The organism is Sulfitobacter sp. W002 (assembly GCF_025142135.1).
GTDB lineage: Bacteria > Pseudomonadota > Alphaproteobacteria > Rhodobacterales > Rhodobacteraceae > Sulfitobacter > Sulfitobacter profundi.
The window spans coordinates 77,122-91,327 of sequence record NZ_CP081126.1 but is presented as its reverse complement, the minus strand read 5'-3'; the positions used below and the strand labels follow the sequence as shown (position 1 = coordinate 91,327).

Annotated in this window: 16 protein-coding genes; 9 read left to right on the top strand and 7 right to left on the bottom strand. The window is 58.4% G+C overall.

The features are described from left to right. Positions 1 to 10: 10 nt before the first annotated feature. Entirely contained in the window at positions 11 to 1,228 is a 1,218-nt protein-coding gene (locus K3758_RS00425; RefSeq protein WP_259946793.1) for an MFS transporter, read from the top strand. On the opposite strand, the gene K3758_RS00420 is transcribed toward K3758_RS00425, so the two are convergent. From K3758_RS00420 to K3758_RS00410, 3 genes are read right to left on the bottom strand one after another with little or no spacing between them, the layout of a single operon-like run. Further along, entirely contained in the window at positions 1,225 to 1,809 is a 585-nt protein-coding gene (locus K3758_RS00420) for a Smr/MutS family protein (protein ID WP_259946792.1), read from the bottom strand. The two genes, K3758_RS00425 and K3758_RS00420, sit on opposite strands and share 4 nt — an antisense overlap. After that, a complete protein-coding gene (locus tag K3758_RS00415) occupies positions 1,806 to 2,798 on the bottom strand; it encodes a murein transglycosylase A (protein ID WP_259946791.1) in 993 nt (330 codons plus the stop codon). The genes K3758_RS00420 and K3758_RS00415 overlap by 4 nt, the downstream gene beginning before the upstream one ends. A gap of 41 nt (positions 2,799 to 2,839) precedes the next feature. After that, positions 2,840 to 3,499 carry a Tim44/TimA family putative adaptor protein gene (locus tag K3758_RS00410; protein ID WP_259946790.1) on the bottom strand — a complete coding sequence of 220 codons (660 nt, stop codon included), beginning with the start codon at positions 3,497 to 3,499 and terminating at the stop codon, positions 2,840 to 2,842. Positions 3,500 to 3,603: 104 nt separating this feature from the next. On the opposite strand from K3758_RS00410, the gene K3758_RS00405 reads away from it, so the two are divergent. Together K3758_RS00405 and secB are read left to right on the top strand one after the other, a co-directional pair. Continuing rightward, a complete protein-coding gene (locus K3758_RS00405; protein ID WP_259946789.1) occupies positions 3,604 to 4,107 on the top strand; it encodes an FxsA family protein in 504 nt (167 codons plus the stop codon). A 65-nt stretch (positions 4,108 to 4,172) separates the two neighbouring features. Then, positions 4,173 to 4,655: a protein-export chaperone SecB gene (secB, locus tag K3758_RS00400; RefSeq protein WP_067623694.1), complete on the top strand. Its 483-nt coding sequence runs from the start codon at positions 4,173 to 4,175 to the stop codon at positions 4,653 to 4,655. Between the two features lie 3 nt (positions 4,656 to 4,658). Here secB and dnaQ read toward each other — a convergent pair whose 3' ends face one another. Genes dnaQ through K3758_RS00380 form a run of 4 tightly spaced genes read right to left on the bottom strand, consistent with a single transcriptional unit; the run spans position 4,659 to position 7,360 of the window. Continuing rightward, a complete protein-coding gene (gene dnaQ, locus K3758_RS00395; protein WP_067937387.1) occupies positions 4,659 to 5,348 on the bottom strand; it encodes a DNA polymerase III subunit epsilon in 690 nt (229 codons plus the stop codon). Beyond that, positions 5,341 to 5,931: a dephospho-CoA kinase gene (gene coaE / locus K3758_RS00390; protein WP_259946786.1), complete on the bottom strand. Its 591-nt coding sequence runs from the start codon at positions 5,929 to 5,931 to the stop codon at positions 5,341 to 5,343. The genes dnaQ and coaE overlap by 8 nt, the downstream gene beginning before the upstream one ends. Further along, positions 5,931 to 6,764, bottom strand: coding sequence for a shikimate dehydrogenase (locus tag K3758_RS00385; protein ID WP_259946785.1), 834 nt, complete (start codon positions 6,762 to 6,764; stop codon positions 5,931 to 5,933). The genes coaE and K3758_RS00385 overlap by 1 nt, the downstream gene beginning before the upstream one ends. Then, positions 6,761 to 7,360: a nucleoside triphosphate pyrophosphatase gene (locus K3758_RS00380; RefSeq protein WP_259946783.1), complete on the bottom strand. Its 600-nt coding sequence runs from the start codon at positions 7,358 to 7,360 to the stop codon at positions 6,761 to 6,763. Before K3758_RS00380 ends, K3758_RS00385 begins: the two co-directional genes overlap by 4 nt. 406 nt (positions 7,361 to 7,766) lie before the next feature. Here K3758_RS00380 and K3758_RS00375 point away from each other — a divergent pair, with 406 nt between their 5' ends. The 6 genes from K3758_RS00375 (at position 7,767) to K3758_RS00350 (ending at position 14,199) form a co-directional block, all read left to right on the top strand. Then, the gene (locus K3758_RS00375; protein WP_120349800.1) at positions 7,767 to 8,216 is read left to right on the top strand and encodes a CopD family protein; all 450 of its coding nucleotides are present in this window, start codon (positions 7,767 to 7,769) and stop codon (positions 8,214 to 8,216) included. A 124-nt stretch (positions 8,217 to 8,340) separates the two neighbouring features. Then, positions 8,341 to 9,612 carry a transcription termination factor Rho gene (gene rho / locus K3758_RS00370; protein WP_093927598.1) on the top strand — a complete coding sequence of 424 codons (1,272 nt, stop codon included), beginning with the start codon at positions 8,341 to 8,343 and terminating at the stop codon, positions 9,610 to 9,612. A 32-nt stretch (positions 9,613 to 9,644) separates the two neighbouring features. Beyond that, positions 9,645 to 10,931: a tRNA uridine-5-carboxymethylaminomethyl(34) synthesis GTPase MnmE gene (mnmE, locus tag K3758_RS00365; protein WP_259946781.1), complete on the top strand. Its 1,287-nt coding sequence runs from the start codon at positions 9,645 to 9,647 to the stop codon at positions 10,929 to 10,931. Between the two features lie 13 nt (positions 10,932 to 10,944). Then, the gene (gene mnmG, locus K3758_RS00360) at positions 10,945 to 12,807 is read left to right on the top strand and encodes a tRNA uridine-5-carboxymethylaminomethyl(34) synthesis enzyme MnmG (protein WP_259946779.1); all 1,863 of its coding nucleotides are present in this window, start codon (positions 10,945 to 10,947) and stop codon (positions 12,805 to 12,807) included. Continuing rightward, positions 12,804 to 13,409 carry a 16S rRNA (guanine(527)-N(7))-methyltransferase RsmG gene (gene rsmG, locus K3758_RS00355; RefSeq protein ID WP_259946777.1) on the top strand — a complete coding sequence of 202 codons (606 nt, stop codon included), beginning with the start codon at positions 12,804 to 12,806 and terminating at the stop codon, positions 13,407 to 13,409. Before mnmG ends, rsmG begins: the two co-directional genes overlap by 4 nt. Beyond that, complete coding sequence (locus K3758_RS00350) at positions 13,402 to 14,199, top strand: ParA family protein (RefSeq protein WP_067630794.1); 798 nt, start codon at positions 13,402 to 13,404, stop codon at positions 14,197 to 14,199. The genes rsmG and K3758_RS00350 overlap by 8 nt, the downstream gene beginning before the upstream one ends. The last annotated feature ends 7 nt before the right edge of the window (positions 14,200 to 14,206 follow it).

Genomic DNA, 14,206 nt, shown 5'->3' with positions numbered 1-14,206 from the left:
TGAAAGGGGCATGGAATACCTCTCATTTTTGCGGCGCAACTGGTTGTTTCTGCTGGCCGGTTTCCTGCTGACATTCACCTCGTCCTATGGGCAAACCTATTTCATCTCGCTCTTTGCCGGGGCGGTGAAGGGCGATTTTGGCCTGAGTGATGGGCAATGGGGCGGCATCTATACCATCGGCACGACGCTTTCGGCAGTCACCATGGTCTGGGCCGGGGTGCTGACGGATCGTTTTCGCGTGCGGGTGCTGGCCTTTGGCGTGATGGTGGCGCTTGCTGGGGCCTGTTTGGCGATGGCGGCGGTGCCGAATTGGATCGCGCTGATCTTCGTTATCTATGCCTTGCGGCTGACCGGGCAGGGCATGATGTCTCAGCTTGGGCAGGTCGCCATGGTCCGCTGGTTCGAGGCATCGCGCGGCAAAGCGCTTTCGCTATCCTCTATGGGATTTGCGGCCGGTCAGGCGTTTCTTCCGGTGATCTTTGTGGCGCTTTTTGCCAGCTTTCACTGGCGCAGCCTTTGGGTGCTGGCCGCAGTGCTGGTGCTGCTGACCATCCCGGTGATCCTGATGCTACTGCGGCAAGAGCGCACCCCGCAAAGCATGGCGGATCAAGCGCAGCGCGCGGGCATGAAGGGGCGGCATTGGACGCGGGCAGAGATGTTCCGCTCGGGCTTGTTTTGGATGATCATCCCTCTCGCCATCGGCCCCGCCGCATGGGGCACCGCGCTGTTTTTCCAGCAGGTTCACCTGACCGAAGTGAAGGGCTGGGCCTTGGTCGAATTCGTGGCGCTCATGCCGGTCTACACGCTCTCGGCGGTGGCCTCGACCTTCCTTTCGGGTTGGGCGATTGACCGCTTTGGCGTCAGCCGCGTGGTGCCGGTGATGATGCTGCCCTTTGCCCTGTCATTCGCGGTGCTGGCCTATGCCGATACGCTGTGGATGGCGGGGATCGGCTTGGTGATTTTCGGCATGGGGCAGGGCATGCAATCAACCGCACCAGCGGCGTTCTGGGCCGAGTATTTCGGCACCCGCCATGTGGGGTCGATCAAAGCGGTGGCTGCGGCGCTGATGGTCTTTGGCTCGGCCATCGGGCCGGGGGTAACGGGACTTTTCATCGACTTGGGCGTCGATTTCCCGCAGCAGATGTTGCCGATCGCGGTTTACTATCTGCTGGCGGCTGGGTTGGCCGCATGGGCGATAAGACGCTACAGGCCGCTGCTGCGCGGCTAACGGTTGCGCCGGAGATAGACGTAATAGGCCCCGCCGCCGCCGTGGCTCACATGGGCCTGCGCAATCTGAAGCACAAGGCCGTTGAGCGGCGGCATCGACAGCCATTGCGGCACCTGATGGCGCAAAACACCATCGCGCACAGGGATCGGGCCACCATCGTCGCGGCGCTTGCCCTTGCCGGTGATAACCAGCACCAACCGCTTGCCCCGCGCATGGGCATCCATGATGAAGCCGTTCAGCGCCGGATGCGCGCGGTCAAGCGTCATGCCATGGAGATCAATCCGGCCTTCGGGGCGCAGTTTGCCGCGCTTCAGCTTGCCGAAGGCTTTGTGATCCATCTGAACCGGGGCGGCTTTCATCTGTTCTGACAATGTCGGGCGCAGGTCATTGCTACGTTTATTCATGGGCGGCTGAGGCTTGTTGCCTTGGAGCGCGATTTTGGCCCGACGGACCTGCGGCGGGGCAGGGGCGGGCGCGTCAATCTCAGGCGTGAAAAGCTTGTTCAGCTCCAGCTTCTCTGTCCGTTCCGTGACCCTGCGCCAAAGCGCAAGATCGTCTTCGTTCAGGCGGCGACGTTTCATATCGCGCTCTCCGGCAGGAAAGCATAGGCGCGTTGGATCGGCATCAAAACCATCATCCGCCCCGCGTCGCGCAGGCGGCCTGCCTCGCGGCCCGCTTTGTCGCCGGTGCCAAAGAACACATCCGCACGCTGCGCGCCCTTAATGGCCGAGCCTGTATCCTGCGCGACCATCAAGCGCCGCATGGGTTTCTTGCCGTCTTTTTCGATCCAAACTGGCGCGCCGAGCGGCACGTGCGACGGGTCCACCGCGATGCTGCGCAGCGTGGTGATGGAACGGTTCATCGCCCCAAGCGGCCCCTTGTCGGCAGGCACTCGGCTGACCTCTCGAAAGAAAACATAGGATGGATTGTGATAGAGCAATTCGCGGCCATCTTCGGGGTTGCGGCGCACCCAATTCTTGATGACATCGGCGCTGACCTGATGCGCCTCATAGACCCCGCGCCGCACCAGTTCGACCCCGACAGAGCGGTAATCATGGCCATTCGCCCCGCGGTAGCCCACGCGCAGGTAGCTGCCATCGGGCAGGCGGATACGGCCAGAACCTTGAATTTGCAAAAAGAAAAGCTCAACCGGGTCATCGACCCAAGCGATTTCCAACCCGCGGTCCCGCATCACGTCGCCATCTAGGATCTCACGTCTGGTGAGCCAGGGGCGGATCTCTTCGGCCTCGGGGGGCATGGCGTAGATGGGGTACTGAAACCGCGCAGAGGGGTAGAGATCGCCGTCCAACTCAGGCTCGAAATACCCTGTAAACAGACCATCTTTCCCGTCTTCCATCAACACGGGCCGGAAGAACAATTCGAAAAACTGCCGGGGGTCGGGGCCATCTTTGGCCAGCTTGCACAGCGCGCGCCAATCGACATCTTTCATGTCGCCGCAGGTGCTGGTGAACACCTCAAAGGCGGCGGCGTGGTCATCTTCGGCCCAGCCGTCAAGCTGGTCGAAATCCATCACCGTATAATGCACCTCTGCTGCGGACGGCGTGTTCATCGACACACCGCCCAACAGCGCAAGTGCGCCAAGCGCACGCGCTACCCGTCTGTGGAAACCAACAGCCAATTCGGATCATCCGAGCCCATGACACGGGCGAAGACCCATGTATCTTTTTGGCGTTTGATTTCGTTGCTGCTGCCTTCGACAACCTCGCCTTCGCGGTTGCGTACTTCAGAGGTCAGCTCTCCCACGAAGCGAATGGTGAGTTCGGCTTCTTTCGTGGTCTCGTCCATCGTGGCGTCGACCAATTCCATCTCACGCACGCCGATAAAGTTGGCGTCGATCGTCAGACCTTGATCCTCGCGCGCCGCGACACCGTCAACAAAGCTTTCATAGACATCATCGGCCAGAAACGGCTGAATTTCTGCCAGATCGCCACGCTCGTAGCCCATGACGATCATCTCATAGGCACCGCGTGCGCCTTGCAGAAAATCGCTGACGCCGAACGAGGGCTCAACCCGTTTCATCTCGGCCAGTGCCTTGCCCGAGGAGCTGTCTTCGGGAACGTGGTCGGTGATATCGAGATCGGGGCCGCCTTCGATCACCTCAAACGCGGGGCCACTGCGGGCGCTTGGCGTTTGATCGGTTACCGGGGGCTTTTCAAAACCCTCGCGGGTGCCAAGCACGTTTTTCAGCCGCAGGATCAGGAATACGGCGATACCGGCAAGCACCAGAAGCTGTATCAGGGGAGAATTCATCGAAACCTCATTCAGGGGTGGCATGGAAACATGCGAGTTAAGCTCTTATGTAGGTGTTCGACCGGGGCAAGTCCACTCTGCCCCCAGCGAAAGGACCCCGCCACATGTGGCTATTGATCGCATTTATCGCCGTGCCTCTGATCGAGATCACGCTTTTCATCCAAGTCGGTGGCGCCATCGGCCTTGGCTGGACGCTGGCCGTGGTGGTGCTGACCGCCGTTCTGGGCACATGGTTGGTGCGCTCTCAAGGGGCGCTGGCACTGGGTCAATTGCGCAGTTCCTTCAATGACCTGCGCGACCCGACAGAGCCTTTGGTGCATGGCGCGATGATCCTGTTTTCCGGCGCGCTGCTGCTGACGCCGGGTTTTTTCACCGATGCTGTCGGCTTTGCTTTCCTGATCCCGCGCTTCCGGCAAGCGGCCTACAGCGCGATCCGCGACCGGGTGAATGTCCAGAGCTTTGGCACCCCGGGCGGCATGGGCCCGCGCCCCGGCCCGCAGGGCAGACGCGACCCGCGCGGTCGCGGTGACGTGATCGATGGCGATTTCCATGAGATCCCCGAACAGCCGCGCCAGACCAAAGGCCCCTCGGGCTGGACTAAGGATTGAGCGGCCCGTGCCGACCTGCTAAGTCCGGATAGATTTAAGAAATTCACCACAACAGGACACAGAAAATGGCAGAAAACGAAACAGCGCAACCGAAACAGCCGCAGATGCGCGTGCTGGGCCAGTTCATCCGCGACATGTCGTTTGAAAATATCATGGCGCAAAAGGGCGCCCCTGCAGATGTGCAGCCCGATGTGCAGGTTCAGGTCAACCTCGACGCGAAAAAGCGTGGTGGGGAAAACCAGTATGAGACCGCGATCAAGCTGAACATCACCTCGAAAGCGAAAGACGGCGACGCGACGCTCTTCGTGCTGGAAATCGACTATGTCGGCATTTTCCAAGTCGAAAGCGTGCCTGAAGAGCAGATGCACCCCTATCTGCTGATCGAATGCCCGCGGATGATCTTCCCCTTCCTGCGCCGCATCGTCAGCGACGTGACCCGCGACGGTGGCTTCCCGCCGCTGAACCTTGAGAACATCGACTTCCTGTCGCTCTACCGCAACGAAGTTGCCCGCCGTCAGGCCGAGACCCCACCAAAAGCCGACGCCTAAGCGTCAGCCAAGCTGTTTCCACAGCGCGTCGTCGCCCAGCTTGCCGACAAATTCGGCATGGGCGGCGGCTTCGGCCTCTGTCAGACGCGAAGGCAGGAGATTGGGCCGCGGTTTCGGGGTCCAGCGCGTGTCAGGCTCACCGGATTTCCGTTCGGGCGCCGATGACAGCGCAAAGTCGGGCTGCCGCCCCCCGATCAATTCCAGATAGACTTCGGCCAGAATCTCACTGTCGAGCAGGGCGCCATGCAGCGTTCGCGAGGTATTGTCGATCCCAAAGCGACGGCACAGCGCGTCGAGCGAAGCGGGCGAGCCGGGGAAGCGTTTGCGCGCAATTTCCAACGTATCAAGCGCCTGCTCCCATGGGATTTGCGGCAGGCCCATCCAGCGCAGCTCGGCGTTCAGGAATTTAATGTCGAAGGCCGCGTTATGAATGATCAGCTTGGACGTGCCAATAAAGTCGAGGAATGACTTGCCGATCTGCGCAAACTTGGGCTTGTCGCGCAGGAAATCATCACCCAACCCGTGCACCTGAAACGCCTCTTCGGGCATGGAGCGTTCGGGGTTGATATATTGGTGATAGGTCTCGCCCGTGGCCATGTGGTTCATCAGCTCGACCGCGCCGATTTCGACGATACGGTCGCCGCTTTCGGGGTCAAAGCCGGTGGTTTCGGTATCGAGCACGATTTCACGCATGACGTAGCTTTTCCCTAATGTCGCGGATCACATCCCGCACCTGCGCGCGGGCATGGTCGGGCGTGTCGGTCACTATCACATAGTCTGAACGGGCGCACTTCTCTTTGGCGGGCATCTGCTTGGCGCGGATGGCATCGAATTGCGCTTCGGTCATGGTGCCACGGGCAAGCACGCGGTCGCGTTGGACGGCGTCTGGGATCGTGACGCAGACCACCGCGTCCATCGCAGCGTCGCCGCCGGTTTCAAACAGCAACGGAATGTCGAGCACGGCAATGTCGCTTTGGGCTTCGGCCAGAAATGTCGCCCGGTCTTGGGCCACCAGCGGATGTACGATGGACTCGATCCGGGGCAGGGCGGTGGGATCAGCGGCGATGATCTCTTTCAATGCGGCGCGAGAAACCGCGCCAGCCTCTATCGCCGTCGGAAACGCCGCCCGCATGGGCGCGACCGCTGCGCCCCCCTTTGCATAAAGCCGGTGCACCGCTGCGTCGGCATCCCACACGGCGCAGCCTTCCTCGGCAAACATCTTTGCCGTGGTCGATTTGCCCATGCCGATCGACCCGGTCAGCCCGAGGTAAAACATCAGCGCAGCACCACCGTGCGCGTGGCGCGGTCAACCTCTGGCCGCTGGCCGAACCAACGCTCAAACGCGGGCACCGCCTGATGCAATAACATGCCAAGGCCGTCGACCGTGACGCAGCCCATTTCCTCGGCCGTTTCCAGCAGATGTGTGCGAAGCGGCGCATAAACGAGATCCGTCACCACGGTGCCGGGGCGCAACCCATCAAGCGGCACACGCAAAGCACCCTTGCCAATCATACCAAGCGATGTGGTGTTCACCACCAAGGCGGCATGATCAATCATATTGCCTGCCTGCATCCAATCGACGACTTTGACCCTGCTGCCGAAATCGCGCTGCAACTGCTCTGCCCGCACGCGGGTGCGGTTCGACAGGCAGATCTCAGGCACCCCAGCGTCCAAAAGCGACGAGACCACAGCGCGCGCCGCGCCGCCTGCACCCAAGATCGCCGCTGGTCCGGATTTTGGATCCCAATCGGGCGCACCGGCTTTGAGGTTTTCGATGAACCCATAGCCATCCGTATTATCAGCATGAATTTTGCCATCGGGACGAAAGATCAGCGTATTGGCGGCACCAATCAATGTGGCGCGGTCGGTGATGAGATCCGCGATCTTCATCACCGCCTCCTTATGGGGGATCGTCAGGTTTACCCCGACGAAACCCATCTTGGGCAGTGTCCGCAAAACCTGCTCCAGATCATCGGGCGCCACATCAAGCGGTACATAATGACCCGCGATGCCGTAGGTCTCTAGCCAATGGCGGTGCAGTTGCGGGGATTTGGAATGCGCGATGGGCGATCCGATCACACCGGCAAGGGGGATTTTGGACAGGCTCATGTCGTGAGGTCTCCGCGCAGCGTCAGGTAATTCAGCAGTTCAAGAAATGGCATACCGAGGACGTGAAAGTAATCCCCCTCAATCTGGCTGAACAGCCGCACACCTTCTTCTTCCAGCTTATAGCAGCCCACCGCGTGGCGGATGCTGTCCCAGTTCCGCTCAACGTAGTCCTTGATATAGGCGTCACTTGCATCACGCATCCGCAGGCGCACTTGGCCGACATGCCGCCACAGCGGTTCACCATCTTCGTAGAGCACGGCGGCAGAGAGCAGCGAATGCCGATCCCCGCGCAATTGGTGAAGCTGCGCGATGGCCTCATCCCGGTCACGCGGCTTGTGCAACATCTCTCCGCGATGCTCCAAAACCTGATCGCAACCCAATACCAGCGCGCCGGGGTGTTTTTCGCTCACCTTGCGGGCCTTCATCTCGGCCAATGTATCGGCGATGTCGCGCGGTTTCGCCGCCTCTGCCCGCAGGGCGGCGGTGATCATCTCTTCGTCGATCCGCGCCGGGATCACCTCATGCGGGATCGCGGCCTGCGCCAAGAGTTTCGCGCGGATCTCCGAGCCGGAGGCGAGGACGATTTTCTGCGGCATGTGGATAACCCTGTGATGATCTGGCGCAAATCTTGAGGATTTGTTCTGCGAGATAAAAGTTGACAGCACAAGCCCGCAGATCTCGCCCCGAGTCGCGGTTTTTGTCGCCGATTCCCACCCCGATGGATAGGGATAAGCTGCTTGTGCGTATAACCACGGCACTTCACCGGTTATCCCCGCTTTGATACATTTTGTCCCCCGGAAAATACGCTGGCAAGATCCTGAGAAAGTTCAACATTCGCGAATCGGGGCGGGTTTATCCACAGGTGGCCGTGAAGTTTGTTCACCTGTTGATAAGCGGCGGTATAAATCATTAATCCACAGGAATCCGGTTCCCTACAATCAACTACATCTTTTCTCTTTTCTTATTTATTAAGAAAGAAGCACGCACACCGGAGCCGTCCCCATGTTTGATCTTCTCAGCCTCGCCTATCCGTGGATCAAAGCGCTCCATATCGTGTCCGTCATCAGTTGGATGGCCGCGCTGTTCTATCTGCCGCGGCTCTTCGTGCATCATGTCGAACAGGCAGGCTCGGCAGGTCGGATGCATGAGACCTTCTCGATGATGGAATTTAAGCTCGCTCAGTTCATCATGCGCCCCGCGATGATGGCGACATGGGGTTTCGGCCTCGCCCTCGTTCTGACGCCCGGAATCGTGGATTGGACGATGATCTGGCCTTGGACCAAGGGTGCTAGCGTCGTCGCCATGACGATTTTCCACGTTTGGCTTAAAAAACAGGTCAAATCCGTCGAAAGCGGCGACAGCACGGTGACAGGCCGTCAGTTCCGCCTTTTGAACGAGGTGCCAACGCTTTTGATGATCGTGATCGTCTTCTCGGTCGTTGTGAAATTCTGAAGTAATTGACTCAAGCAGCGCCGTTGCCTATATCTGCGCCACTGTCCCGTCCGGGGCGGTTTCTGCTTGCCACATTCAAATGATCGACCAGCCCGCATTCTGCTGCGGCTGAACAGGATGCTTCATGACAACCGAAACGCTGAACCTCGCTGATCTTAAGGCGCAGACGCCGAAAAACCTGCTCGCCATGGCCGAAGAGCTCGAGATCGAAAACGCCTCGACGATGCGCAAGGGCGAGATGATGTTCCAGATCCTCCGCGAACGCGCGGATGAGGGCTGGGAAATCTCCGGCGATGGCGTGCTTGAAGTGCTGCAGGACGGATTCGGTTTCCTGCGCTCGCCTGAAGCGAACTACCTGCCGGGCCCCGATGACATCTATGTCTCGCCCGACATGATCCGCAAATGGTCGCTGCGCACCGGGGATACCATTGAAGGGCTGATCAAAGCGCCTGACGACACCGAGCGCTATTTCGCGCTGACCGAAGTGACCAAGATCAATTTTGAGGCGCCCGAGAAGGCCCGCCACAAGGTTGCTTTTGAGAACCTGACGCCGCTTTACCCTGACGAGCGTCTGACGATGGAGGTCGACGACCCCACGATCAAAGACCGCTCCGCGCGGATCATCGATCTGGTTTCGCCCATCGGCAAAGGCCAGCGTTCGCTGATCGTCGCCCCGCCGCGCACCGGTAAGACCGTGCTGCTGCAGAACATCGCTAACAGCATCGAAAAGAACCACCCAGAGTGCTATCTCATCGTCTTGCTGATCGACGAACGGCCCGAGGAAGTCACCGACATGCAGCGTTCGGTGAAGGGGGAGGTCGTATCCTCCACTTTCGATGAACCTGCAACGCGCCACGTGGCCGTGTCCGAGATGGTGATCGAGAAAGCCAAGCGTCTTGTTGAACACAAGCGCGACGTGGTGATCTTGCTCGATTCGATCACCCGTCTGGGCCGCGCGTTCAACACCGTGGTGCCATCTTCGGGTAAGGTTCTGACTGGTGGTGTCGACGCCAACGCCCTGCAACGGCCCAAACGTTTCTTCGGTGCCGCGCGGAACATCGAAGAGGGCGGATCGCTCACCATCATCGCTACCGCGCTGATCGACACCGGCAGCCGCATGGACGAGGTGATCTTTGAAGAGTTCAAAGGCACCGGCAACTCCGAGATCGTGCTTGACCGCAAAATCGCCGACAAGCGCGTCTTCCCGGCAATCGACATCCTCAAGTCCGGCACCCGGAAAGAGGATCTGCTGGTCGATAAAGTGGACCTACAAAAGACCTTTGTCCTTCGCCGCATTCTCAACCCGATGGGCACCACCGACGCCATCGAGTTCCTGCTCGGCAAACTTAAGCAAACCAAGTCGAATTCTGACTTCTTCGACTCCATGAACACCTGAGTTATTTATTAATAACAATAGGTTAGTGAACTATGGACACGATATTCGCCCAAGCGTCAGCGCCGGGCCGTGCCGGCGTTGCGGTGATCCGCATTTCCGGCCCGCGGGCCTTTGCGATCGCAGAGAAGATCACCGGCCAACGCCCTGAGGGACGCGAAAGCGTGCTGCGCAATCTTCGGGGCGCCGAGGCGGAGGTGATCGACCAAGCCTTGGTCCTCAGTTTTCCGGGGCCGAATTCCTTCACCGGTGAAGATGTTGTCGAGCTGCAAGTCCACGGGTCGATCGCTGTCGTGCGCGCTATGCTCTCACTGCTCTCGACATTTTCGGAAACACGAATGGCTGAGGCAGGTGAATTCACCCGTCGCGCTCTAGAAAATGAAAAGCTGGACCTCGCACAGGTCGAAGGTCTGGCAGATCTCATCGAAGCAGAAACCGAGGCTCAAAGAAAGCAAGCTCTCCGCGTTCTCTCCGGGCACCTTGGCGCACGGGTTGAAGACTGGCGGAAAGACCTGATCCGGGCTGCCGCCTTGCTTGAAGCGACGATCGACTTCGCAGACGAAGAGGTTCCCGTCGATGTCACTCCCGAGGTCAACGCGCTGCTAACCAAGGTCGGACAGGAATTGCAGGCCGAGGCACGGGGCACTTATGTCGCAGAGCGCATTCGCAATGGCTTCGAAGTTGCCATCATCGGCGCACCAAACGCTGGTAAATCGACCCTTCTAAACGCTCTCGCGGGCCGAGACGCCGCGATTACTTCCGAAATTGCGGGCACGACCCGGGACGTGATCGAGGTAAGGATGGACCTCGGCGGTCTTCCTGTGACACTGCTGGATACGGCGGGTCTGCGCGATAGCGATGATAAGATTGAGGCTATCGGAGTCGAGCGGGCCATCGAACGCGCGCGAGCCGCAGATCTGCGAGTCTTTCTTGCCGCCCCGGATGAGACTTTGATGATCGCTCCGGAGCCCGATGATATAGTGGTTCGACCAAAGGCGGATCTTACAGGTATCGAGGAAAGCGGGATATCTGGAAAAACCGGGCAGGGCGTCTCTGAGCTTATTGCCCGGGTCCAAACGACCCTTTCGACGAAGAGCGCCCGCATCGGACTAGCGACGCATGAGCGACATCGCGTCGCTCTGGAGCAAGCCGTCTCGTGTTTGGCGGAGGTAGATGTTATCCTCCAGCGAGGACCCGACTTTTATGATTTAGCCGCGGCGGAATTGCGATTCGCTATACGCGCGCTCGAAGCCTTAGTTGGCCGAATAGATGTCGAAAACCTGCTGGATGAAATCTTCACCAGCTTTTGCGTAGGTAAATGATGGAGTGTTTCACGTGAAACATTTTGATGTGATCGTGATCGGCGGCGGCCATGCGGGCGCGGAAGCGGCTCACGCTTCGGCGCGTATCGGAGCTCATACCGCTCTTGTGACGATGGACCGGAACAGCATCGGTGTGATGTCTTGCAATCCTGCGATTGGAGGGCTGGGCAAAGGTCACCTCGTCCGAGAGATTGACGCCATGGACGGCGTTATGGGGCGGGTGGCAGATAAGGCTGGCATTCAGTTTCGCCTGCTGAACCGTCGCAAGGGCCCCGCGGTTCAAGGGCCGCGTGCCCAGGCAGATCGCAGGATCTACCGTACCGAGATGCTTAAAGAGATCGAAGGCCAAGAAAACCTCGATATTGTCGAAGGCGAAGTCGTGGATTTCGCGATGGATGGCGACACGGTGGCCGGGGTGGTACTGGCCGACGGCGCTACTATCCGAGCGACCTCTGTGGTGCTGACCACTGGAACCTTTTTGCGGGGCGTCATTCACATCGGCGACGTATCGCACCAGGGTGGACGAATGGGCGACAAAGCCTCCGTTCGGCTCGCTGAACGGATCGATTCCTTTGGCCTTCCTATGGGACGGTTGAAGACAGGGACGCCGCCGCGCTTGGATGGCCGGACCATTAACTGGGATATTTTGGAAAAACAGCCAGGCGACGAGGAGCCTGTCGTATTTTCATTCCTCTCCACAGAAGTATCTGCACCGCAGGTTGCCTGCGGGATAACGCACACCAACCAGAAAACTCATCAGATCATTCGCGAGAACCTAGATAGGTCCGCCATGTACGGAGGGCATATCGATGGTGTGGGCCCGCGGTACTGCCCATCTATTGAAGACAAGGTGGTTCGATTTGCGGATAAGGACTCGCATCAGGTTTTCTTGGAGCCTGAGGGCGTAGACGACCACACTGTATACCCGAACGGAATTTCAACGTCCCTGCCGGAAGACGTGCAAGAGGCCTACGTACGTAGTATGGTTGGGCTCGAAAATGCAATAATCCTCCAGCCCGGCTATGCCATTGAGTATGATTACATAGACCCGCGTGCTCTGTCTTCGACCCTCGCCGTGCGGACCGTGCCGGGCCTCTATTTGGCGGGTCAGATCAATGGCACCACAGGTTACGAGGAAGCCGCTGCTCAGGGCCTCGTCGCAGGACTAAATGCTGCTTTGATGTCGCAGGGTAGGGACGCTGTGACATTTGGACGTGCTGAGAGCTATATCGGCGTCATGATCGATGACCTGACGACCCGAGGTGTGAGCGAGCCATATCGCATGTTTACGTCCCGGGCGGAGTTCCGGCTGTCCCTACGCGCAGACAACGCTGACCAGCGCCTGACGCCCTTGGCAATCGAGCTCGGCTGCGTATCGGAAGCTCGAGGTAAGCTCTTTCAGCGTAAGCTGGCTTCTTTGGAGGCCTTTAAGGAGCAATTGCAGGCAATAGATTGGACCCCGAAGGAACTCCTGGCAGGCGGTATTGCCGTCAATCAAGACGGTTCGAAACGGAATGGTTTTCAGGTCCTTGCGTTTCCGGACGTTAAGTTCGAGGATCTTCTGTCGCTCGATAGTAGCTTAGAGATAGCCCCAAAAGAGGTGCGACGCCAGATTGAGCGCGATGCGCTGTACGCGACTTATATCTCCCGTCAGCAGAAAGAGATCGATCTTCTCAAAAAGGACGAGGGCCTTCGGATCCCGCTTGATTTCATGTTCGACGAGCTTGCTGGGCTCTCCAATGAATTGAAGTCGAAGATCGCGGCGGCCCGGCCGGAGACGATGGCACAGGCGGCCCGTATAGACGGGATGACGCCAGCTGCCCTAACCTTAATACTCGCGCGGGTGAAAAGAGGAACGGGTAAGAGGTCTGCATGACGATAGAGAACACCCTGAATGTTTCACGTGAAACATTTGACAAGCTGATAGCTTTCGCTGAGCTAGTGCGGAAATGGAATCTGAAGATCAATTTGGTTTCCAAAAACAGCTTGGATGATCTCTGGCAGCGGCATATCCTCGATTCCGTACAGGTTTTTGAACTTGCAGAGGGCGAGGGGCATTGGGTTGATCTTGGCAGCGGCGGAGGGTTTCCGGGAATCGTCGTTGCGATTCTCAATCAAGAAGCGCGGAATTTTCAAGTAACCATGGTCGAGAGTGATCAACGAAAATGCGCGTTTCTCCGTACCGCAATACGGGAACTCAGCCTGACCGCCTCAGTGAAAACCGAAAGAATCGAACAGTTGGATGGTCTTGAAGCCGATGTATTGTCGGCACGGGCTCTTGCTGATTTGACGCAGCTTCTGGACTTCACTGAACTTCATCTGAATTCTGATGGTACCGCGCTCTTTCCCAAGGGGCAGAATTGGCGAAGCGAAGACAATGATGCTAAGCAAGTCTGGGCTTACGCGCTCGAAGCCGTAGAGAGCAAAACCAATCCGGCTGCCGCTATTTTGAAGATTAAGGATATCACTCGTGTCTGACCTCTCTCGTCCGGCTGGACCGAAAATCGTTGCAATTGCAAACCAAAAAGGCGGCGTTGGTAAGACCACAACCACGATCAACCTCGCGGCAGCGCTCGCAGAGGCGGGCAAGCGGATCCTCGTTGTCGATCTTGACCCACAGGGGAACGCCTCTACCGGGCTTGGGATCGAAGTGGAGGATCGAGAGTTCACGACCTATGATCTATTGCTTGACGACAGCTTGCCGCAGGATGTCATCCAGCGCACTGAAACCGATGGATTGCTTATCGTTCCTGCAACGGTAGACCTCAGTTCTGCGGATATCGAGCTTTTCTCAAATGAGAAAAGGAGCTTCCTTCTTCACGATGCGCTGCGGCAGCCAGCGATGGATCAGTTTGAGTTCGACTATATCCTGATCGACTGCCCGCCATCTCTTAACCTCTTGACAGTAAATGCCATGATCGCGGCGCATTCTGTTCTGGTGCCGCTTCAGAGCGAGTTTTTCGCGCTGGAGGGTCTTTCACAGCTTATGCTTACGATCCGCGAAGTGCGGCAGAGCGGGAATAAAGAGCTGAGGATCGAGGGCGTGCTTCTTACGATGTATGATAGGCGAAATAATCTCTCGCAGCAGGTTGAGAGTGATGCGCGTTCGAACCTCGGAGATCTGGTGTTCCAGACCGTCATCCCGCGCAATGTTCGGGTAAGCGAAGCGCCAAGTTTTGCGATGCCCGTTTTGAGTTATGATCCTACTTCGAAAGGGGCCCAAGCCTACCGCGATTTGGCGGCAGAGCTAACGAGAAACAATGGTTAATAAGGTG